Here is a 22,338-nt window from a genome sequence, read left to right as displayed (position 1 = left end):
GTGTAGGACGCGTTGTATCCGAATTTAAGCCTTTGGAGAGTTATATCAAACGAAAGTAGCTTAGGCAAAATCGGACTTATAGAAGAAGGAAATAAACAAATTTCTATATTTTTATAGATTTTTGGCAACGGTAGAAACTAATGGGAAAAAGATTAATATTAAAAGCTAGTGCTGGAACAGGAAAAACATATAGATTATCTCTTGAATATATAGCCTCTCTTGTTCAGGGGATTGATTTCAAAGATATTCTTGTAATGACATTCACTAAAAAAGCTACAGCCGAGATAAAAGAGAGAATTTTAAAGTTTTTAAAAGAGATTGTTGAAGATGAAAAAGCTAGAATTGAAATAGAAAAAAATATACAAAATATCTATGGAAAAGACTTTAACTTTGATATTAATAAGATAAAAAAAATATATAAAAATATTGTTGAAAATAAAGATAAGTTAAAAATTTATACAATAGATTCATTTACTAATACAATTTTCAAAAAGGCTATAGCTCCATACCTAAAAATCTATTCTTATGAAATAATCGATAAAACTGAGAATAGAAAGATACTTATTAAAACCTTTGAGAAACTTTTTGAAAATAGAGAGGATTTCAATATTTTTAAGAGTTTTCTAGAGAATAATAGTGAGAAAAATATGGACATCTATGTTGATTTGATCGAAAACATTATCGAACAAAGATGGAAAATGATTCTTATTGGAGATAAAATAGATAGTAAAATTGAGTTTGAGTATGAAACTCCTCTAAAATTTTTAACAAAAATGGAAGATATCTTATCCGAGGTTTCAGTTATTAAAGGAAAACCTTTCTTAGAACTTATAAAAAAAGATTTTCAGAGCTATTTTACTTCTTCATCTAAAGAGGAGTATCTATATGAAAACTACTCTTCTTTTATCGAAAATGAAATTTGGAATAAGAATAAAGTAAGACCTAAAAAAGGGGATGTAGATTCCTATATTGAAGATTTAAACTACCTATATGAAAATTTTAGAGAGAACCTATCTAAGGAACTCTATAATAAGCTTATTATTCCATATGAGGAGAAACTATTAAAAACTATTGAAAAGATTTATTCTATCTATGATGAAATTAAATTCAGAGAGAAGAGATTTACTCATACTGATATAAGTAACTATACTTTTAAGTATCTTGAAGACAGAGAGCTTGGTTTTATTGATGAAAATGGAATGACTGAAGAGTTTTTTGAAGTTATAGATGGAAAACTTAAAAGTATCTTTATAGATGAGTTCCAAGACACAAGCATATTACAGTGGAGAATATTAAAAAACATCTTAGACAAAAGTGAGAATATCATCTGTGTTGGAGATGAGAAACAGAGTATCTATGGTTGGAGAGGGGGAGAAAAGAGATTATTTGAAAATCTTTCTCAAATTATAGATGGAGTAGAAGAGGAGTTAGAAATATGCTTTAGAAGTAAAGAGAATATTGTAGAGTATACGAACTCTATTTTCAAAGATATCTCTACTCTTAGTAGGGAAACTTTTCCTCTGAACTATGATTGGAAATTCAATAGTGTAAAATTTAGAGATAATGAACAAAAAGGATTTATAAAGCTTTTAACTGAGGAAGAGGAAGTAAGCTCTATTGAAAAAATGATAGCTGAAATTGAGGAAAACTTCTCTTCTAACTATAATGGAATAGGTATCTTAGCTAGAACTAAAAAAACATTGGAAAGTATTGCATCAGCTCTTGGAGAGAAGGGGATACCATATACCCTTGAATCTGATACTAGTATTGTAGAAAGTCGTGGGATAGGGGGTATCTACTCTCTAATCTCTTGGTTTGTAAAAAAGGATTTTCTATCACTTCTTGATTTTTTACGTTCAGATTTGATCAACCTTTCAGCTTTACAACTAAAAAATATTATTAAAAATAGAGAGAAAATAGAAAACTTCTTATATGATAACTCTGTTGAAATAGATATCAAGCTTGAAGATATTGAGCTAAATATTTTCAACACTTTAAAAGAACTTTATAATAACTATCTAACTCATAATGGAGAAACTGAATTTCTCACATATGAGATGCTATTGAAGACTGGAATTGGTAGCAGATTCCAAAATGAAGAGGATACTGTAAATATCTTTAATTTCTATAAATTACTTAAAGATTATAGATATTTCAATGATTTTCTTATTGATTATGAAGAGAATAGTCAAAATAGTAAATTTAAAAAAATATCTACTGGAAATAGTAATAGTATCTCTCTTATGACTATACATAAATCCAAAGGGTTGGAGTTTGACACTCTTTTCTACTTTATTCCTGCTAAATCTGGAAATAAAAAAGATATTGGAATGGAATTTTACTTAGAGATGGATAAAAGTTATTCTACAGTTAATTCTTTTCTTATAACTGATAATAAGTTTAATAATATATTAAAAAATATCAGTGATATCACATTTATTCAAGAAAGAGATATCAAAAGGGAGCATGAGGAGATTAATAACCTTTACGTTGCCCTTACTCGTCCTAAAAATAATATATATGTTGTTATAGAAGATATCAAAAAGATTGAAAACACTATTTTCTCTACTCTACTAAAAAATAGAGATAATGGTGAGTTAATCTCTAATATTTCTGAAGAGATTATAGCTGAAAATGGAAAAGAGTACAATATTACCCTTCATTCACCAAAGATTGTTCACAAAGAGGAGAAAGATGAAAATCAAAAAAAAGGAATGGAGAAGATATATTCTCATACTCTACAACTGGAATGGAAAAGAGTGAGAGGTTTGATTGTCCACTATTTCTTAGAAAATATACTTACTTGGACAGAAAAGGAGATTGAGTTCTCTAAAAAACTTACATCTGCTAAATATAGTTCAATAATGGGAGAAGATGAGATTGATGAGTTATTCTCAAAAGAAAATATAGAGTATATCTATAAACAATGTAGAAATATCTTTAGTACTTCTTGGGATTTTGTATATAGAGAGTATCCTATATATCTAAAAACAGATAGTGAAACTAAAGATTTTAGAATAGATAGACTCATGATAAAACTACCTAATGAAAAGGAAAAGGGAATTATCTATATTGCCGATTATAAAACTGGTAGCTACAATGAGGAGCAACTTAATAATTATAAACTTGCTGTTGTTGAAAGAATAAAAAGAAACGGACAAGATATTGAAAATTTTGAAATAAAAACTGAATATATTGAATTAAATCTATAAATAATAACTACTCAGCTATATTTAATTTTAAAGGAAGACTAAGAATTGTTCCATGCTTCAAGAAGTTATACAATTCTTAAATTTTCCCTTAATTGAATTAATAGCTGAGTAGTTTTCTTTTAACTATATTTTTTTATTCTCTCTATAGCTTGTTTCAAGATAGAGATATCTACTGTAAGAGCTATCCTTATAAAATTTTCTACACCAAAAGAGATTCCAGGAACTACTGCTACCTCTGTTTTCCTTAATAAGTCTAATGAAAAATCTAAAGATTTTAGACTTGAAAGTTTTGAGTAGTCAGCAAAAATATAGAAAGCCCCCTTAGGTTTAACAACTTTAAATCCTAATTTCTCTAACTCTTGGCTCATAAATTCAGCTCTTTTCTTATATTCCTCCACTAAATCTTGCCTATCTTCATACTCTTTTAGAGCTATCTCTGCCCCTTTTAATGATAGACTCATAGGTGAACTTACAGTATAAAAACTTGTATTTAAAAAATATCTTCTATACTGTTCAGGACAGATAGTATATCCCATTCTCCAACCTGTCATAGAATGAGATTTAGAAAATCCATTTACTATGATAAGCTTATCCTCTATTCCTCTAAACTCTGCAAAAGAGTGAAATTCATAAAAAGATAAAGCACTGTATATCTCATCAGCTACTAGAAAAATCTCTCTTTCTCTTATAAAATCAACTATCTCCTTCATCTCATCATATCCCATAACATTTCCAGTAGGATTACATGGGTTACTTATCAGTATCGCCTTTGTTTTTTCAGTTACATATTTTTCTAATAATTCCTTACTTAATTTGAAATTATTTTCTGTAATATCTATGAAAACTGGTTTAGCGTAGCAAAGATTTATCATTGGAGGATATCCTGGATAGTAAGGAGCTGTAAGTATCACCTCATCTTCTGAATTAAGAATTGTTCTAAGTGCAGAAGAGAGAGCCTCTGATGCCCCAATATTCATTATTACATTTTTTTCTGTATAATTTCCCCCATATATTTTATTATAGTGTTTTGCTACTAATCCACCTATCTCTCCTCCACCACCAGAAAGAGCATATTTTAATTGATGATTTCTTCCATACTCCATCACTTTATCTACTATTCCTTTAGGAGTCACTAAATCTGGCTCTCCTATTGTTAAATCTATTGAGTTTGGATACTTAGTAGCTTCATCTTTTAAAACTCTTATTAATGAATATTGTAAATTCTCTACTACACTGTTGAATCTCATTTTGTTCCCCCTATATCTTGATGCTCAATTAAAATTATTTTCTTAAATCATCTACTAATTGTGTCTTACTTAATGTTTTTTCATCTACATTTTTTACTATTCTAGCTGGATTTCCAGTAACAACAGCTCCAGCTGGTACATCCTCTATTACCACAGCTCCTGCCCCTACAACAGCTCCAGCTCCTATTCTTACTCCTTCTATTACTACAGCATTAGCTCCTATTAAAACTCCATCTTCTACAACTACTGGCTTAGCTGATGGTGGCTCTATAACTCCCGCTAAAACAGCTCCTGCCCCTATATGACAATTCTTTCCTACAGTAGCTCTTCCTCCTAGAATAGCTCCCATATCTATCATACTGTTATCTCCTATTATAGCTCCTATATTTATTACAGCTCCCATCATAATAACAGCGTTATTCCCTATTGCTACCTTATCTCTTATTACTGCTCCCGGCTCTATTCTAGCATTTATATTTCTCATATCTAAAGTAGGAACTCCTGAATTTCTTCTATCATTTTCTATATAGTAATCAGTTATTCTATCTTTATACTCTTCTAATATTCTCTCAACTTCTGAATTATCTCCTATTATAATATAAGAGCTATCTCCTTTAAAAACTTTAGCAGAAGTTTCTAACCCTGTTAAATCTCCATTTACATATGCCTTTACTGGTGTTTTTTTAGTAGAGTTCTTTATATATGCTATTAACTCCTCAGCTGTATTTAAATTGTTACTCATTTTATCACTCCTTAACTATTAAATATATCTTTCATTGAATAGAGACCAAACTCTTTTCCAACTATAAACTTAGCTCCTTGTAAAGCTCCTTCAGCAAATATTTTTTTTGATAAAGCTGTATGTTTTAATTCTATTATCTCATCATTTCCACAGAAAAGAACAGAATGCTCTCCTACTATTGTTCCCCCCCTTAGTGAGTGAACTCCTATCTCATTTTTCTCTCTTTTCTCCATTCCAACTCTTCCATATTTCTCTTCAATAACCTCATCTATATTCTTTTTTATAACTTCTAGAAGAGTTTTAGCAGTTCCACTTGGAGAGTCTATCTTTTTATTATGGTGTTTCTCAATTAACTCTATATCATAATTTGGGTATAGAATAGGTGTTATCTTTTCAAGTATATCCTGTAACAGATTTATTCCCAATGACATATTAGATGATAAAAGAATTGGTATTTTTTTACTTGAGTTCTCTATCTTTTTTAATATTTCGTCAGAATATCCAGTTGTAGCTATAACTAATGGTAATCCTCTATCCACAGCATAATCTAAAAGAGTGTCCAATCTACTGTAATGTGAGAAATCCACTATTACATCTCCCTTTTCAGTTGATAGCTCATCAGCAAAACCTGTAACCTCTATCCCTTGATTTTTAGCACACTCTTTTACAACACTTCCCATTACCCCAGTTCCATGTATTATTACTTCCATGCTTTCACCCCATGAGAGTCCAATACTCTATGTAGTTTTTTTCTATTCTCTTCATACATCTCACCTAAAGGTAATCTACAAGCTCCTACTCCATATCCTAAATAGTTCATAGCTTCCTTTACAGGAATTGGATTTACCTCTATGAAAAGAGAATCTACTAAATCGTTATAGTGAAGTTGTAGTGTCTTTGCTAACTCAATATCGTGGTCTAAAAAGCTCATACACATATTGTGAACAACGTTTGGAATAATATTAGCAGATACCGATATTACTCCAACACCTCCATAAGCCATAAGAGGTATTGTCATATCATCATTTCCTGAATATATATCTAGCTCTGGTACCTCTCTTGCTATCTCTCCAACATAGGAAATATTTCCACTAGCCTCTTTTATAGCTACTACATTCTCTAATTTTGCTAATCTTTTTAATAGATTTATAGATAGATTAACTCCTGTTCTTGATGGTACATTGTAAAGGATTATTGGACAAGTTACACTTTCAGCTATAAGTCTATAGTGATCATATATCCCATTTTCATTTCCTTTATTATAGTAAGGAGTTACTACTAATAATCCATCTACTCCTAATTCACAAGCTTTTTTACTAAGTTCAATAGCATGTCTTGTGTTGTTTGCTCCTGTTCCAGCTATAACTGGTATCCTTTTATTTACTCTTTCAACTGTAAATCTTACAATCTCATTTTTTTCCTCGTCTGTTAAAGTTGCACTCTCTCCAGTAGTTCCATTTATTACTATTGCATCTGTTCCACTCTCTATATGATACTCAAGTAATTGCCCTAGCTTTTCAAAATCTACTCTATCATCATTTGTAAATGGAGTAATTAGTGCTACTCCTGACCCTGTAAATACGCTCATTCTAACCTCCTACATACCTTTTGAAAATAACTCAGCTATTTGTACTGCGTTTGTAGCTGCTCCTTTTCTTATATTGTCAGCTACTGTCCATAGGTTAATTCCATATTTTACACTGTTATCTCTTCTTACTCTTCCAACGAAAACCTCATCTTTTCCAGTTGCATCATTAGCTAATGGATAGATATTCTCTGCTACTCTATCTAATAGAACCACTCCATTAGTTTGAGCCAACTCTCTTTTTACCTCTTCTATATCAAAATCATTCTCTAACTCTACGTTAATAGATACAGAGTGTGAATTCATTACTGGAACTCTTACACAAGTTGCTGTAACTGGAAGATTTGGTAATCCTAAAATTTTTCTTGTTTCATCTACCATTTTTTTCTCTTCCTTAGTATACCCATCTTCTAAGAATACATCTATATGAGGTAAACAGTTATTTACTATTTGATGTGGATAAGTTTTTGGTGAATTTCCTTTAAGTCCCTCTTCTAAATCTTGAATTCCTTTATATCCAGTTCCTGACACAGCTTGATATGTACTATATACCACTCTTTTTATACCATATTTTTCTAAAGCTTTCAAGGGTGCCATACATTGAATTGTTGAACAATTTGGATTAGCTATTATTCCTTTATGTTGTAAAGCTGCCTCTGGATTTACTTCTGGTACAACTAATGGTACATCCTCATGCATTCTCCAAGCTGATGAGTTATCTATTACTAATACCCCCTCTTGAGCTGCTAATGGTGCATATTTTAAGCTTGTTCCTCCTCCAGCTGAGAAAAGTGCTATATCTATTCCTCTACCTTTGAAACTATCCTCATTCAATTCCTCTACTGTATACTCTTTTCCTCTAAAGTTTACTTTTTTTCCTGCACTTCTACTACTTGCAAAAAGAAGTAAATCTGTTATTCCTAAATCTCTTTCCTCTAAAACTTTTAAAAATGTTCCTCCAACTAAACCTGTTGCTCCTACTATTGCTACTCTCATTCTCTTTCCCCCTATAATGAAAATTCTCTTCCTACTGCTTCTACAGCTCTTTGTATATTCTCTCTATCTATACTACATGAGATACTTATCTCAGATGTTGTCACTTGATAGAAATTTACTCCATTTTTACTTAAAACACTGAAAAATTTTCCAGCTATGCCAGAGTTATTTATCATTCCTACTCCAACTATTGATATCATTCCTAAGTTTTCATTTAATTCTATCTCACAAGTAGAAAATCTTCCTTTTATCTTTTCAGTTACCTGCTCTAATAAATATTTTTCTGAAGCTTGACAACTAAATGATATTTCTACTTTCATATATTTATTAATATTTTGTGTTATCATATTTATATTTAATCCACAACTATCAATAGTTGAAAATATCTCTGCTACATTTTCACTAGAGAAAGGTATATTAGATATAGTAGTTACTATTATCTCCTTTGTTATACTAACTCCAGTTACTAGTTTATCTTCCATTGCTATATTTTTTTCCATAATATATGTTCCCCCTGTTTTACTTAAACTCTTTCCTACAAATATTGGTATATTATATTTTTTTCCTAACTCTACAGCTCTTGTCTCCATAACTCCAGCCCCTAAGTTAGCCATCTCCATCATCTCTTCATATGATATTTTATCTAAAAATTTAGCCTCTGGATAAACTCTTGGATCTACACTATATATTCCCTCTACATCAGTATATATTCTACATTCACATTTTAATGCTACAGCTAAAGCCACTGCACTTGTATCTGAACCTCCTCTTCCCAATGTAGTGATATCTCCCGCTTCATTTACTCCTTGAAATCCTGTAACAAGAACTATATTTCCTTCTGCTAAATGTCTCTCTATTCTCTCTGAAGATATATTTTGAATCTTATTTTTAGTATGAACACCTGCTGTTTTTATTCCAGCTTGGTATCCTGTAAGGGATAAAGCCTTTTGTCCCTTTGCTGTAAGTGCCATAGCCATTAGAGCTACTGTCTGTTGCTCTCCAATTGACATCAACGAGTCCAACTCTCTTTGATTTGGATTTGGAGTAATCTCCTTTGCTAATTTTATCAATCCATCTGTAGTCTTCCCCATAGCTGAAGCTACAACTACAATTTCCTTGTACTCTCTCTTCAACTCTATTAAATAATCTGCTATCTGTTGAATTTTTTCAATTGTGGCTACACTTGAACCACCATACTTCAATACTATTCTCATTTTTTACCCCTCTGTAACAAATTTTTGTAAAAAAAAACAGCAGAGGCTTCTGCTGTGTACGACAAAATAAATAAATATAAAAATATAATACCTATCATTTTCACTCCACAGAAAGCACAACATTGAATACCTCAATGACAGTTATATGAATCTTATTCATATACCCAGCAAAAATCTTTCTCCATTAAAATTTTCACTTCGGCAGTTTTACCTTTCAGATCTAATCTTAGCACTGGAAAGCTCATAAATCTTACTCTTATCAACTGCTCCTCAGTCTGTTTTATTAACTTGTGAGTATTCTACTCCAAAACTTCAAAAAATAAAAATATATATATTAAATACTAATCATTTTAAAAATATATTTTACTTTTTCCTATATAGATAATAAAATAATTCAAAAATAAAACCATATAATGGAGGAAAATTAATGAATAGAGAGAACATTCTTCAAAATATTGAAAAAAATAATCAATGGTTTATAAATACAAGAAGAGAATTACATAAAATTCCAGAGTTAGATTTCGAATTACCTAAAACAGTTGCCTATGTAACATCTCTTTTAGATGAGATGGGTCTTACATACAAAACAGGAGTAGGAAAAAGTGGTATAGTAGTTGATATTGAGGGAAAAAATAAAGATATCACTATAGCCCTTAGAGCCGATATGGACGCTTTACCTATATTAGAGTGTGGAAATAAAGAGTACTCTTCTACAATAAGTGGACATATGCATGCTTGTGGACATGATGTTCATACTGCTATACTACTAGGAGTAGCTAAAACTATATCTGAAAACAGAGACTCTTTACCTTGTAATGTAAGACTACTATTCCAACCAGCTGAAGAAACAACTGGAGGAGCTTTGCCTATGATTGAAGATGGTTGCTTAGAAGGTGTTGATGCTATATTTGGACTTCATGTTGACCCTACTATAGAGTGTGGTGTAATTGGAATAAAGTATGGAGCTTACTGTGCTTCTTCTACCGATGTAATTATTGAAGTTGAAGGAAAAAGTTGCCATGGAGCTTACCCAAGCCAAGGAATTGATGCTATTGTTGCTACTTGTGGAATAGTTACTAACCTACAAAGTGTAATAAGTAGAAATATTGACTCTAGAGATTCAGCTGTATTAAGTTTTGGTAAGATTATAGGTGGAGAAAAAGAAAATATTGTAGCTCAAAATGTAAGAGTATCAGGTACTCTAAGAACTCTGTCTCCTGAAATTAAAAATAAAGTTAAAGAAAGAGTTAAAGAAATGGTAGAGTTTACTGCTAAAGGATATGGAGCTACTGGAAAAGTTACATATAGAGATAGTTATACTGCCCTTATCAACCATGATGAATATATAAATATTGTAAAGGAAAATGGAAAAGAGCTACTTGGTGATAGTGGTATATATGTAAAAACTTTAGCTAATATGGGAGTTGAAGATTTTGCATACTTCGTTGAAAAAGTTCCTGGAGCATTTTTTAACTTAGGAGTTGGAAATAAGAAAAAAGGAATTACTGCTCCTCTTCATAATGATAAATTTGATATTGATGAGGATAGCTTAAAAATAGGAGTTGCTCTTCAAATTTTTAATATTTTATCTGCTTATGATAAATTAAATAAATAATATTTTTTAAAATAAAAAACTTCAAGAGTTATTCAACAGATAATTCTTAAAGTTTTTTATTTTTTATTTCATTAAAATTTCCAACTGTATAAAATATTAATTTTTAACAATTAATCCTCTAACTCTTTCTCTAACTCTTCTATATTTTTTAAAATGCTCTCCTTATATTTCTTGAAAGCTATTAACAATTCAGCCTTTGTTCTTCTAAATATACAGATATTTCCATTGTAATAAGAATAATCAGCAGTCAGATATTTTTTAGGTATCTTATTTAGTGAACACCCTAAAGCTATTACTATATCCTCCTCTGTTTCCATATCTATATCAACTTGTTGTAATATCATCATATGTGAAAATTCTATATAATATAATCTTGCCATTATTTCTCTCCTTTATCTCATAAATTTAGTTACTTACTTTTAAAATATCTCTTTTTTCAAAAATTACAAATCCTTTCATAAAAACTATAAGTAATACCTGTATTCCATAAGCTAGTATCACTCCTATGAGAGCTAATTTCTTTATCAATAAAAACAGTACAAAAAGATATATCATATTTGCTATAAATATTATCTTAGTCTCACTTTTTATATATCCCATAGCTAAAAATAGAGGGTGTACTATAATTGTTACTGTAGCTAAAGACTTCATAAAAAGGTATATATTTATCTCTAAGCTATAATTTTTCAATCCTTGAGAAAAGAATTTTTCTAAAAGAGAAAAACCAATAATATTCATACCTGAAAGTATAAATATACAAAATACCCCTAATATAGCTGATATCTTTAAGCATCTTTTGAAAATATCTCCATAATTTTTCTCTACAATTTTTTCACAAAAATAGGGGTAGAGAGTTTGATACAAAGGTGCCCCTATCTTATCCAGAGCAATAGCTATAGTTTTACATATTTTATATACTCCCAACTGTTCTAGGGACAACATTTTCCCTACCAGAAGATTATCAAAATATTGAACTGGGATATCCAAGCTAGAATTAATATTTGTTAAGCATGTAAATTTAAAAAACTCTCTATTGAAATGTAATTTTGTTCTCATTATACCAAAAATCTTTCTTCTTCTCAATTCTTTCATTGCAAAATAGTTTAGTAGTAGAGAGTTTACAAAATTAGTGAATAGATATACTAAGATAAAATATGGTATTTCAAGCTTTAATATATATCCTCCAGCCAAAAGAGCAAAGTTTATAATTGCTACTATTACTCTTTGATTTCGTAAATAATCAAATCTATTATAGCTTCTTAATATCCCTATTGCTGTTCCCTGTATATTAAATATTACATAAATAGCAAAAACTAATAGTAAATTTATCTCTTCTCTACTAAAATTATAAAACCTTCCAATTATCGAGCTTGAAGTTAAAATTATTAGAAAGGTTATTAAAGCTGTTACCATATCTAAGGTATAGCTAAACTTTATCAAAGATTTTAATCTATTCTCATCATCTCTTACCTCTGGAAAAAACTTTATTACTCCTTGCCAAGATTGAAAGTTAAAAAGTCCATCTATAAGAGATACAACCCCTTGAACTAAGACTATAAATCCATATTTTTCTAAACCTATCCCCTTTGTTATAAATGAGATTGAAAATATAGAAAGAAGAGAAGCAAAGGCATCTCCACTGAGTATGTGCAAAAAGTTTAATATCAACCTATCTTCAAATAATCGTTTTAATCTTTTCAATATCTCACCTATATCCTTTTACTTAACTCTATCAATAGTTTTGATTGCTTTACAAACTTCATAAGTTTCATAGAGATTAGTAACTCCACTAATAGCTTTTTTACTCCACGATAGTGTTTAAACTCTAAAAAATATAGTTTGGATAAATCTTTTTTCTGCCCCCAGCTCTTTCCCCACCAGTGTATTCCATAGGTATCCTCTTTTATACAGCTATATTTAAAATTCTCTGTAAAATGGTATGGATAGAAATATCTAGGTGGATATATAATCATTCCTTTATCTATCTCTATTATATCCCTCTCTTGTTGAAACTCATACTCTCTTTTTACAACTCTAGTTATTATATCAGGAATGGTAAATATTGGCTCGCTCCAAATATCTTGTTCATAAAATTTTAATATTTTATTTATAAGAGAATGTTTTGGAATAACTCCAATTATTCCAGCACTTATTGTTCCCTCACTCTCTGCTCCTATAAAGAATTTATTTACTAAAAGATTATCTATATTTTTTACTATCTGCATATCTGTATCTAAATAAACTCCTCCATGCTCATATAGTACCTTTATTCTGAAATAATCGGAAAGAAAAGCCCAAAGTTTCCTTTCGTAACACTCCTTTAAAAATCTATTCTTTTTAATCTCTTCATAAAAATTTAGATTTTCCTCATTCCACTCTATAATCTCATAATCTGGTAGCTTCTCTCTCCAAGAGTTAATACAGATATCCATAAGATTTGGATAAGGATTTTTTCCCAACCAAATATAGTGAATTTTTTTAGGTATCATAATTCCTCCTTAAAACTTTGGAACCTTCTGAACATTACTTATCTCTTTTCCCAATATTTTTCTCATCATATTTGGAATAAACAATGAAAAAGATAGTAACTTATACTCAATACTACTTTGAGCATATTTTTTTAACTCAGCATACAGCTCTCTATATCTCTTATAAACTCTCTTATAATCTCCTCCACCATTATATCTCTTATATACAACAGTTGAATAAAAACTTAAGATAAGTGTAGCTAAAGCTTCCTTTCCTTTGTTATTATTAAGTTTTTCAAACTCTAAGAAAAGTTTTTCACAAATTTTTTCAAGGGAAACCATACTTTTTTCAGAAACCTTATTCATTATACTTCCCTCTCTCTGTCTATAGAAGTAGAAAGCCTTATCAATATACTTTATCTTCTTTGCTCTAATATAGGCAAGAGTAGTAAATTCACTATCCTCATGAACAATCTCCTCATTAAAGAAAAGATTGTTTTTTATTAAAAAATCTCTTCTATAGATATCATCTACTACCTCTTCTCTATAGCATTTCGGCTGTTGAAATAGAGTCCATAAAAAATCAATTCCTGTTACTGTCCCAGCTTCCTTTATCAATTTAGATCTAAATAGTGGCTCCCCTATTCTTCCTGGAACATAGTATCTCATATTTCCTACAGCTATGTCTACACGAGACTTTATCCCTTCAATTACAAACTTTTCAAACTCTACAGTATCAATAAAGTCATCACTATCTATAAAGGACACATATCTTCCCTTAGCTACTCTCAATCCTGCATTTCTAGCTGAAGATAAACCTCCATTTTCCTTATTTATTAGAACTGTCTGATTGGGATATAGAGCCTTAAAATCTTCCATTATCTTGTAGCTCGTATCCTTAGAACCATCATTTACTAAGATAACTTCATATCTTAAATTTTCTATTTTATATATACTTTTTAAACACTCTACTAAATACTCCTCTACATTATAGATTGGAACTATAATACTTATATCCATACTCTTCTCCTTAATCAACTAGTTAAAATTTGTTATAGTTTTCTAATTTTTTCCTATATATATTTACAATTATTTTCTCATCAAACTCTTTTAAGACTTTCTCTCTTCCTAATTTTCCCATATCCTCTCTCTCTTTTTTTGAAAGGGCTATAAATTTCTCCATATTTCTTACTAAATCCTCAATATTTTTTACCTCAACTAAAAACCCTGTTTTTCCATTCTCTACAATCTCTTTACAACCTGTTACATTTGAAGCTATTATAGGTTTTCCCATAGCTGCTCCCTCAAGTAGAGTTTTAGATATTCCCTCTCTATATGATGGTAAAACTATTGCATCACACTCTTTTATTATCTCCTCCGGTCTATCAACAGTTCCTAGGTAGTTCAATACCCCCTCAGCAACAATATTATCCATATACTCCCTAGTTATTCCAGATACAGCATTCTCTCCAAGAGCTCCCAAATACCAAAATTCTACTCTCTCACCATATTTTTTTCTAATTCTTCTGGCACTTTCCTCATACTCTTTAAATCCCTTATCTAAAAAAGCTCGAGCTATCATCAAAAATACTACTTTCTCGTCATCTCTTTTCATGGGAAGAGGTTTGAATCTATCACAATCTGTACCCTCTCCAGGTAAGATAAAGATTTTCTTCTCATCTCCAATTCCCTTAGATATAAGAGTATTTTTATCATCTTCATTCAATACCCATATCTCCTGTGAAAATCTCAAAGAGAATCTATATAAGGCTACTGCTATTTTTGATACCAATGATTTTTGAATGAATGAGTATCCCAAACCTGTCAATATAGCTATTGATTTTTTTCCTGCTAACTTAGCTGCTATACTTCCATATATATTTGGCTTAATAGTATAGTGAAAAATTAAGTCTGGATTCTCTTTTTTATATAGAGTATATAACTCCCTTACCAATTTTAAATCCTCTATAGGATTTATCCCTCTTTTATTCAATTTTATAGAGATGGCTTTCAAGCCCGGAATAGCCTTCTCTATATCTATTCTTTTATCATCTGGAGCTACTGCTATCACCTCATGCCCATCAGCTATAAGCCCTCTCAATACTCCTGCTCTAAATATATATATATCCCACATATAGTTTGCTACAAACATCAACTTCATATATCCATCTCCTTAAAAAAGTAATGATATCTCTTTCCCATGCCCATACTCTTTATACTTAGTTGAAAGTTCTATCTTTCTTCTCTGGACATCTACACTTGAACTATTTATTAAAATATTTTGGTATGAATATACCTCTCTATCCCCTATAAAGTTTATCTGATTATCAATTCTAAAAATTGATATAGCTATGGCTAAAATAACTATTACAGCCTTTGGATAAATATCTAGTAACATTGGTAGTATAAACCAATATGAATACACAAAGAGAATTCCAAATCTCATAGCCATAATTGAAAACTCTGATAAATATAGAAAGAAAAATATCGATATATACAATGAATTTAACATTATATTCCCATATTTTTTATTTTGCAAGGTTTCACTAGCACTCCAAGCTAACAGAAAAAATATTAATCTCTCTATATAGTAAACACTCCATCCTAAAGGAAAATCCAAAGGTATTATGCTAAAATATCCAGATAATTTTCTCCCAACACCTGTTGGTAAAATATTATTATACTCCTTTATTATCCTCATCATAATTCTTAAATCAGAAAAATAATATATGCTTCCCAAAATAAATAGTAATAGAATTATCTTCTTATTCCACTTTATATTCAGTATAAAGTACATTGGGAGATAGAGTAGTGAGCTAGTATGAAACAGTATTCCTAGAATATTTAATGCTCCAAATTTTAGAATCTCCCTTCTCTCAATATACTCTATGGATAGTAAAAAAAGCATTATACTCTTAACGTTTCTAAGCATATCTATCTCTAAAGCAATTCCATATACTCCAAAAAATATAAGTAGAGATAAAATTGGATAGTTTGAATATCTTCTCAACACAAAGAATAAAATTATCATATCCACAGATGTATTTATAAAGTTATAGATAAAATAGTTTGAAGTAAAACTCTTTATGATAACTGTATATATCTGAAATCCAATCTCATATCCAAAATTAAAATTTTGTAAATCTCCCCTTACTATCTCTATAAAAGTTGGAATGACATCAAAATTAGGTTTGTATGAGTACCAATCATACCCAATATACCCTCTTAGTCCAAAAAATAAAATTAAAAGGAGAAGAGAAAAAATAAAAATTTTCTCTCTCATCCTTTTATTCTCAGTCATTTGTTCTATTATACTTCCCAACCCCAAAAAAGTAAAAATTCCAAAATAACCTAGCATTCTAACTCCCTTTCATACAACTTTAAATAATTATTAGCACACCACTCTATTGTATACTTTTTACTTCTTTCTAAAGATTTTCTAGAAAGCTCATCATAAGCTCCAAAATTTCTTAATGACAGTATAGCCTTTGCCAACTCTTTCGAATTATTAACATCAACTAGATACCCTGCTCCCTCTACAACTTGACTCAATCCAGGAACATTACTAGCTATCAATGGCTTTCCACTTGCCATTCCTTCTACAGCAGTTATTCCAAATCCCTCAAAGAATGAGTATTGAACAACAACATCTGCTGTTTTTAAAAGTCTTGGTATATCCTTTCTCATTCCTAAAAATCTTACTCTATTTATCAAATTATTATCTTTACAATATTTTTTTACACTCTCTTCTAGCTTTCCATCTCCCACAAAAATCAATTTATATTTAACAGGTAACCACATCAAAGCTTCTGCTAATCCTCTTTGATTTTTAGATTCATGAAATCTAGATACCATCATCAATAGATAATCTTCCTCTTTAAAACCAAATTCACTTTTTGAATATGGTTCTACATCTTGAAACTCCTTTATATCTATACCATTGTATACTATTTCAAAGCTCTTATCATCTCTACCTAACCAATTCTTTAGGCTATTCTCTGTAGCTTCCGAGATGCTAACTATCTTGTCAAAGCCACCAAATACAAATTTATCTATTCTTCTCATTAACTTTGAATCTCTTCTTCTGTTTGAGGTACTATGCTCTGTTGTTATATATTTTCTCTTTTTATTTTTATCAAATATTTTAGCTAACCTTGTCCAATATTGAGCATGTACAAGATGAGCATGTACTATATCATAGTTCTCTCTCTTTATCTCCTCAGCAATTGAGAATATATTTCCAAAGGATTTTATGGAGTTATTTTTAGCTACTACTACCTCTACTCCTCTCTCCTCTAACTCTTTCTTAAATACTGCTCCCTTATCACTTAGTATCATCACCTTAACAAAGTGTCCACTATTTTTTTGATATGGTACTAATTCTGTAAGTAATCTCTCTGCTCCACCTAACTCTAGTGATGTTATTATATGGAGTATTTTCATTTTTCTCCTCCTCTAGCTCTAAGAGTATAGTAACTTGATTGTATATACCTAATTACAAATTTTATCTTATTTTTTATTGGTAATGGAAATGAGAGCATAAATTTATAATACTCTCTAAATCCTTGTGGGTTACTTCTCATCAGCTTGTTAAAATTTCTAGTATAACCATCTTCAAGATATTCAAAATAGTATATTCCCTCATCTACATACCTCATTTTGTATCTTTGACCAATTTTTACCCATACTATCGCCTCTGGAATGAATTTCTCCCCTGGATAAACTTGAAATGGATGTTCTCTCAATATATCTGTTCTAAAAACTTCTGCCTTATCTCCATCAATTCCAAGATTATATACTATCTCTATCGGAGAAGAGTCAATTACCTTTTTAGGATATGGTTTTCCACTAATTTTATTAGTTTCCATATCTATCTTCCTAAATATCATTCCTCCCATAGACTTGGGTAGCTCTTTTCCATAACTTAAAACTATCTCTACACAATTTTCAGATATATAGTCATCACTATCAACAATTAGGAAAAACTCTCCCTTAGCTAAACTCACTCCCTCGTTAATAGCTCTCATCTTTCCACCATTTTTTACATATTTATATGTTATTTCAAATGGTGCTTCAATTTGAAACTCTCTTATTAGCCCTCTACTTCCATCGGTAGAGCCATCATCTACTACCACCCAATGAAACTCCTTAGAACTCTGTTTTAAAAGGCTCTCATATAATCTTTTCAAAGTATCTTCTCTGTTATATACAGGGGTAAAAATTGTCAACATAACTATCTACCCTTTCCAAAAACTACTGTTTTAAATGTCATAAACATTATCATCATATCTAGGTATAAACTATGATGTTTTATATAGTATAAATCATACTCTAACTTTCTTCTCGCATCTTCAACACTCGCTCCATACGGATACATAACTTGAGCCCATCCTGTCAGACCAGGTTTTACCATGTGTCTTAAATTATAATATGGTATCTCCTTTTCTAACTCTTTAATAAATACCATTCTCTCTGGTCTAGGTCCTATAAAGCTCATCTCTCCCTTTAGAACATTGATAAGTTGTGGTAACTCGTCAATTCTTGTCTTTCTCATAAAGTTTCCAAACTTAGTTACTCTAGGGTCATTTACCTGTGCCCATTTAGCTCCATCCTTCTCAGCATCATTTCTCATACTTCTGAACTTATGAACTTTGAACTCTTTTCCATTCTCTCCTACTCTATCCTGACTATATATTATTGGTCCAGGACTCTCAAGTCTTACTATGATAGCAGCTACAGCCATCACTGGTAGTGTCATTACTCCTATTATTATAGCCATAATTATATCAAATACTCTTTTTATATTATTTTGAATTTGACTACGTAAGATTTTAAATCCATAAGCTTGAAGTAACCACTCCTCTGTTATAAACTCTACCTCTATCTTACCTTCATTCTCTATCATATAATCAAAATAACTCTTTACTTCTACACCCTTTAGCTTCATAGCAAGTATCTCCCTTATCTCACTACTTGCTAACTTCTCTCTACATAGAATTATAAGTGATATATTATTCTCTTGAACAAATTTAGGAAATTCCTCCTTTGCTCCAGTGAAGTCTATATATTGATACTCTTGGAAATGTTGAATACTATCTAATACTCTATTTTTCATCTCACCATTTCCATATATAGTGACATATCTTAACTTAAATACTGCTATACTTATAAGTACAGTAAGTAAAACTTGAAACGATACAAATATAAGCATAAAAATAACTAATGATAAATCCCAACTGTAAAAAAACCAGATCATAAAACATATAATATCTATTATTATGACTGAGATATAACCTCTTATCTTATATTTATACCTTTGAAATTTCATGTTGTCAGTTACATATGCTCCCAACATCATTATGAAAAATCCTATTATAGAATAAAGAGAAAATAGATTATCCTGAGAGATAAAGATATATTTACATAAATAAAACACTATCCCCAACAATATAATATATATCGCATTTAAAATTGTTCCCTTATCTTGTTCCATTGCACTCTCCTATTCCATTAAAAAAGTTCTATTCTTCTACCAGATAGTATATTATTCTCTTCAAAGTTATTTTTATCAAAATATAATCTTGCTTTGAATAGCTCCTGTTTACTATCAATTCCTAACTCTGAAAAAACTCCACTTGGATAAATTACTTTATCACTAAATCCATATACAGCTAATTGATTATTCATCTTTGGAAGGTACTGTACCTCTCTAAATAAAACTCCATTCTTCCAATTTTCGTTTTCAGCATAATACTTTGGCTCTCTTGTACTCAAAACTTTACCCAATATATCAAAGGTAAAAACAGCCTCATTATTTGCTACTATCCAATCCTCTCCCTCTTTTCCAACATAGGCTTTATTTATCGTAGAAGAAATATCCAATACATATCTAATATTCCCATTTATATCAAAAACAAAAGGCATAGCTCTATCCTTGGTATTAAAAGATACTAAATTCATTCCTTTTTCCATTCTCTCTGGAATTTTCTTCTCTATCACTATAGCTGGAAGAATATCATCTAATTGCCCTGTTAATATTGATATATTCTTTCTTCTTCCATCTTCTAGCTCTAAGGCTATTTTATTCTCAGATTTAGGATAAAGACCTACTATTGGTAACTCTCCTAGCTTATTTATAGTGGTATTGTATGTATAATTTCCACTTCCAAACTCTCCAAATATAGTTATTTTAATTTTTTTTCCAGCTAAACTATCATCAACTTTCACAAGAGCTGTAAGTGGTGTTCTCCCATATGGATTAAGCTTTATATAAGGATTATCAAAGCTATAAACTTTTTTTCTATACTCCTTTTCCAATTCAATATTACTATTTTTATCAGCTAAATAAAATCCTCCATATAGATATATCTTTTTAAACTCAATACCAGGCATATTCTTCCCTATAAAGTTTTTAAATCCCTCATCTAAGTGTGAAAGTTCATCCATCTTTTTACTTAATGTTACAAACTTCTCTAAAGTTTCAAAGGGTAATCCTGAAGTTAAAAGTTTATTAGAATTTTCCTGTACCTGCTTTAAAAACTCTTCGTTAAAATTTAAAAACTCCAATATATCACTATTGTTTCCAATTATTGCATTAAGCTTATCTAGTTGTTCCTTATTTAAACTTCTAATTATCTCTTTTAACTCTTTATTTGAAGTTAACTTTAAAAACTTATCCTTACTCAATATCAGCTCTGCTACTTTTCCCTCATTATCTACGACTTTATTATAATCTAAATTAGGAAAACTATTTGTCAAATAATTTTTTATTTTATCAGATAGTAATGAGAACTCTCTAAATCCTTTACATGCATTATAAAGTAATGCAGCTTCATCATAACTTATATCACCAGAAAGATATTTTTCTGAACTATATGATTTTTTATCCTTACTATTTAAGACTTTCAAAAAATCTTCATTATCAAGAATATCATTCATTACTTCTAATTTTTCTAAAGATAAACCTTTTATATCTTCTTTTAAAGTATGGCTATTTATTTTTCTGTCTATCTCTCTTATCACTCTTTTTTCCTTACTTTCTTGATAAGATTTTGATAGAATTTGACTATTTGCTAATTTCTCAATTAAAATATCTCTTTTATTAAAAGTATACAAACTAAAACAAATAACAGTAACCGAACATGCTATAATAATTTTTTCTTTTTTTGTCAGCTTCATGGTATCTCCTTTTCTATTTTAGGTATCTTTCCTCATTATTATTTCATATTCTACCATATTTTTTGATACTTTGCTCAATTTTTTTATTTTTTCAAACATATTTATGAATCTATTCAGTAATTCTACGTAACATTTCTAACTCTTTTACTGAATCAATACAATTTGAAAATAACTCATCAAAGTATAGCTTGGTTCCACTATTTTCACTCTCTTTAACTTTAGTTTCCTCTCTTGTAAAATCTTCCAATTTATTAAAAACATAGCCTATATACACCCTATCCAAAGCTTTTTCTAAACTTTGAAATAACTCTCTAATCTCTAATTTTTCTTTTACTTCAAATCTTTTTCTCCCAAAGTATAAGTAAGAATTTAACTGCTCCATCTCAATTATCAAAGTTTGATTTATTAATAACATTTGAGTGTAAAATCTTCTTTCATTCTCGTCTATTCCCTTTGATATATAGTTTCTTATCTCATCACTAAGCATATTTGCTTCCATCAAAAGATGTCTGAAATTATTGATATTTCCTCTATTCTCATACCCTTTTTTTAATTCTACTATCATCTTTCTATCCACTTGAAAAAGCTCTTTTATACTATTTTTAAACTCTCTAATAGCTGTATTTGGAAATATATAATAATTAGCTATCCAAGTTATTACAACAGCTACTGCCACATAAATTAATCTTAAAATTATTGCTTCTTCCATTCCTAAAGTAATTGTTGCTAAAGTCATTCCATAGCAAGTTGTATATATTGTCATTGTCCAAGATGTTATTGGAACTGTATACATAAAAATTGTCATCAATATAACAATAACAATTCTATATGTAATCCCATGATATATACTCATCAATATCCAGCAAGTAATTATTCCAAATATTGTTCCTAATATTCTGTTTGTGATCTTTTGTTTACTCTCCTCAGCATAGGGCATAAGCATTAAAAAAGCACTCATCGGAACCCAATATGAGTGTTCTAACTTACTAATAAAAACAAAGGTAAATGATATACATAAAACAACTGAAAGTCTTAAAGCAAAACGTATTTGAAAGATATCTATTTCAAAAGCTTTATGAAA

19 protein-coding genes are annotated in these 22,338 nt (G+C 29.9%); 2 read left to right on the top strand and 17 right to left on the bottom strand.

The genetic code is table 11. The features are described 5' to 3' along the window. The first annotated feature begins 140 nt into the window (after window positions 1–140). Window positions 141–3,212 (top strand): UvrD-helicase domain-containing protein, encoded by a 3,072-nt coding sequence (locus IAA47_09090; protein ID MBU3843117.1) that lies wholly within the window; start codon window positions 141–143, stop codon window positions 3,210–3,212. Window positions 3,213–3,331: 119 nt separating this feature from the next. Here the strand turns inward: IAA47_09090 and IAA47_09085 are convergent, their stop codons facing one another. From IAA47_09085 to IAA47_09060, 6 genes are read right to left on the bottom strand one after another with little or no spacing between them, the layout of a single operon-like run. After that, the gene (locus IAA47_09085) at window positions 3,332–4,459 is read right to left on the bottom strand and encodes an aminotransferase class I/II-fold pyridoxal phosphate-dependent enzyme (protein ID MBU3843116.1); all 1,128 of its coding nucleotides are present in this window, start codon (window positions 4,457–4,459) and stop codon (window positions 3,332–3,334) included. Window positions 4,460–4,493: 34 nt separating this feature from the next. After that, entirely contained in the window at window positions 4,494–5,201 is a 708-nt protein-coding gene (gene dapD, locus IAA47_09080; protein ID MBU3843115.1) for a 2,3,4,5-tetrahydropyridine-2,6-dicarboxylate N-acetyltransferase, read from the bottom strand. Between the two features lie 11 nt (window positions 5,202–5,212). Next, on the bottom strand, window positions 5,213–5,911 hold the full coding sequence (dapB, locus tag IAA47_09075; protein MBU3843114.1) for a 4-hydroxy-tetrahydrodipicolinate reductase: 699 nt from the start codon (window positions 5,909–5,911) through the stop codon (window positions 5,213–5,215). Beyond that, window positions 5,902–6,789: a 4-hydroxy-tetrahydrodipicolinate synthase gene (dapA, locus tag IAA47_09070; protein MBU3843113.1), complete on the bottom strand. Its 888-nt coding sequence runs from the start codon at window positions 6,787–6,789 to the stop codon at window positions 5,902–5,904. The genes dapB and dapA overlap by 10 nt, the downstream gene beginning before the upstream one ends. Before the next feature lie 9 nt (window positions 6,790–6,798). Next, complete coding sequence (locus IAA47_09065; protein MBU3843112.1) at window positions 6,799–7,782, bottom strand: aspartate-semialdehyde dehydrogenase; 984 nt, start codon at window positions 7,780–7,782, stop codon at window positions 6,799–6,801. Between the two features lie 11 nt (window positions 7,783–7,793). After that, the gene (locus IAA47_09060; protein MBU3843111.1) at window positions 7,794–8,996 is read right to left on the bottom strand and encodes an aspartate kinase; all 1,203 of its coding nucleotides are present in this window, start codon (window positions 8,994–8,996) and stop codon (window positions 7,794–7,796) included. 427 nt (window positions 8,997–9,423) lie between these two features. Here IAA47_09060 and IAA47_09055 point away from each other — a divergent pair, with 427 nt between their 5' ends. Further along, complete coding sequence (locus IAA47_09055) at window positions 9,424–10,611, top strand: amidohydrolase (protein MBU3843110.1); 1,188 nt, start codon at window positions 9,424–9,426, stop codon at window positions 10,609–10,611. Window positions 10,612–10,721: 110 nt separating this feature from the next. Here the strand turns inward: IAA47_09055 and IAA47_09050 are convergent, their stop codons facing one another. From IAA47_09050 to IAA47_09000, 11 genes are all read right to left on the bottom strand, one after another. Then, window positions 10,722–10,991: a hypothetical protein gene (locus tag IAA47_09050; protein ID MBU3843109.1), complete on the bottom strand. Its 270-nt coding sequence runs from the start codon at window positions 10,989–10,991 to the stop codon at window positions 10,722–10,724. Between the two features lie 25 nt (window positions 10,992–11,016). Further along, window positions 11,017–12,312: a lipopolysaccharide biosynthesis protein gene (locus IAA47_09045; GenBank protein MBU3843108.1), complete on the bottom strand. Its 1,296-nt coding sequence runs from the start codon at window positions 12,310–12,312 to the stop codon at window positions 11,017–11,019. 8 nt (window positions 12,313–12,320) lie between these two features. Beyond that, window positions 12,321–13,100, bottom strand: coding sequence for a glycosyltransferase (locus IAA47_09040; GenBank protein MBU3843107.1), 780 nt, complete (start codon window positions 13,098–13,100; stop codon window positions 12,321–12,323). A gap of 9 nt (window positions 13,101–13,109) precedes the next feature. After that, complete coding sequence (locus IAA47_09035; GenBank protein MBU3843106.1) at window positions 13,110–14,099, bottom strand: glycosyltransferase; 990 nt, start codon at window positions 14,097–14,099, stop codon at window positions 13,110–13,112. 22 nt (window positions 14,100–14,121) lie between these two features. Further along, entirely contained in the window at window positions 14,122–15,240 is a 1,119-nt protein-coding gene (locus IAA47_09030; protein MBU3843105.1) for a glycosyltransferase family 4 protein, read from the bottom strand. A gap of 12 nt (window positions 15,241–15,252) precedes the next feature. Further along, window positions 15,253–16,437 carry an EpsG family protein gene (locus IAA47_09025; protein ID MBU3843104.1) on the bottom strand — a complete coding sequence of 395 codons (1,185 nt, stop codon included), beginning with the start codon at window positions 16,435–16,437 and terminating at the stop codon, window positions 15,253–15,255. After that, window positions 16,431–17,522 carry a glycosyltransferase gene (locus IAA47_09020; GenBank protein ID MBU3843103.1) on the bottom strand — a complete coding sequence of 364 codons (1,092 nt, stop codon included), beginning with the start codon at window positions 17,520–17,522 and terminating at the stop codon, window positions 16,431–16,433. Before IAA47_09020 ends, IAA47_09025 begins: the two co-directional genes overlap by 7 nt. Next, complete coding sequence (locus IAA47_09015; GenBank protein ID MBU3843102.1) at window positions 17,519–18,310, bottom strand: glycosyltransferase family 2 protein; 792 nt, start codon at window positions 18,308–18,310, stop codon at window positions 17,519–17,521. Before IAA47_09015 ends, IAA47_09020 begins: the two co-directional genes overlap by 4 nt. 2 nt (window positions 18,311–18,312) lie before the next feature. Then, entirely contained in the window at window positions 18,313–19,572 is a 1,260-nt protein-coding gene (locus IAA47_09010; protein MBU3843101.1) for an exopolysaccharide biosynthesis polyprenyl glycosylphosphotransferase, read from the bottom strand. Window positions 19,573–19,589: 17 nt separating this feature from the next. Beyond that, on the bottom strand, window positions 19,590–21,257 hold the full coding sequence (locus IAA47_09005; GenBank protein MBU3843100.1) for an aryl-sulfate sulfotransferase N-terminal domain-containing protein: 1,668 nt from the start codon (window positions 21,255–21,257) through the stop codon (window positions 19,590–19,592). 109 nt (window positions 21,258–21,366) lie between these two features. Next, window positions 21,367–22,338, bottom strand: a 972-nt coding sequence (locus IAA47_09000) for an FUSC family protein (GenBank protein MBU3843099.1), incomplete at its 5' end; no start/stop codon positions are given.

Source organism: Candidatus Fusobacterium pullicola, from assembly GCA_018883725.1.
GTDB lineage: Bacteria > Fusobacteriota > Fusobacteriia > Fusobacteriales > Fusobacteriaceae > Fusobacterium_A > Fusobacterium_A pullicola.
The sequence above is the reverse complement of the archived record's forward strand: the minus strand, read 5'-3'. Positions and strand labels throughout refer to the sequence as shown.

Coding starts and splice junctions, on each gene's coding strand:
- IAA47_09050 (MBU3843109.1), bottom strand. CDS start 10,991: ATGGCAAGATTATATTATATAGAATTTTCACATATGATGATATTACAA.
- IAA47_09065 (MBU3843112.1), bottom strand. CDS start 7,782: ATGAGAGTAGCAATAGTAGGAGCAACAGGTTTAGTTGGAGGAACATTT.
- IAA47_09030 (MBU3843105.1), bottom strand. CDS start 15,240: ATGAAGTTGATGTTTGTAGCAAACTATATGTGGGATATATATATATTT.
- dapD (MBU3843115.1), bottom strand. CDS start 5,201: ATGAGTAACAATTTAAATACAGCTGAGGAGTTAATAGCATATATAAAG.
- IAA47_09025 (MBU3843104.1), bottom strand. CDS start 16,437: ATGCTAGGTTATTTTGGAATTTTTACTTTTTTGGGGTTGGGAAGTATA.
- IAA47_09015 (MBU3843102.1), bottom strand. CDS start 18,310: ATGTTGACAATTTTTACCCCTGTATATAACAGAGAAGATACTTTGAAA.
- IAA47_09010 (MBU3843101.1), bottom strand. CDS start 19,572: ATGGAACAAGATAAGGGAACAATTTTAAATGCGATATATATTATATTG.
- IAA47_09035 (MBU3843106.1), bottom strand. CDS start 14,099: ATGGATATAAGTATTATAGTTCCAATCTATAATGTAGAGGAGTATTTA.
- IAA47_09020 (MBU3843103.1), bottom strand. CDS start 17,522: ATGAAAATACTCCATATAATAACATCACTAGAGTTAGGTGGAGCAGAG.
- IAA47_09060 (MBU3843111.1), bottom strand. CDS start 8,996: ATGAGAATAGTATTGAAGTATGGTGGTTCAAGTGTAGCCACAATTGAA.
- IAA47_09055 (MBU3843110.1), top strand. CDS start 9,424: ATGAATAGAGAGAACATTCTTCAAAATATTGAAAAAAATAATCAATGG.
- dapB (MBU3843114.1), bottom strand. CDS start 5,911: ATGGAAGTAATAATACATGGAACTGGGGTAATGGGAAGTGTTGTAAAA.
- IAA47_09085 (MBU3843116.1), bottom strand. CDS start 4,459: ATGAGATTCAACAGTGTAGTAGAGAATTTACAATATTCATTAATAAGA.
- IAA47_09040 (MBU3843107.1), bottom strand. CDS start 13,100: ATGATACCTAAAAAAATTCACTATATTTGGTTGGGAAAAAATCCTTAT.
- dapA (MBU3843113.1), bottom strand. CDS start 6,789: ATGAGCGTATTTACAGGGTCAGGAGTAGCACTAATTACTCCATTTACA.
- IAA47_09005 (MBU3843100.1), bottom strand. CDS start 21,257: ATGAAGCTGACAAAAAAAGAAAAAATTATTATAGCATGTTCGGTTACT.
- IAA47_09090 (MBU3843117.1), top strand. CDS start 141: ATGGGAAAAAGATTAATATTAAAAGCTAGTGCTGGAACAGGAAAAACA.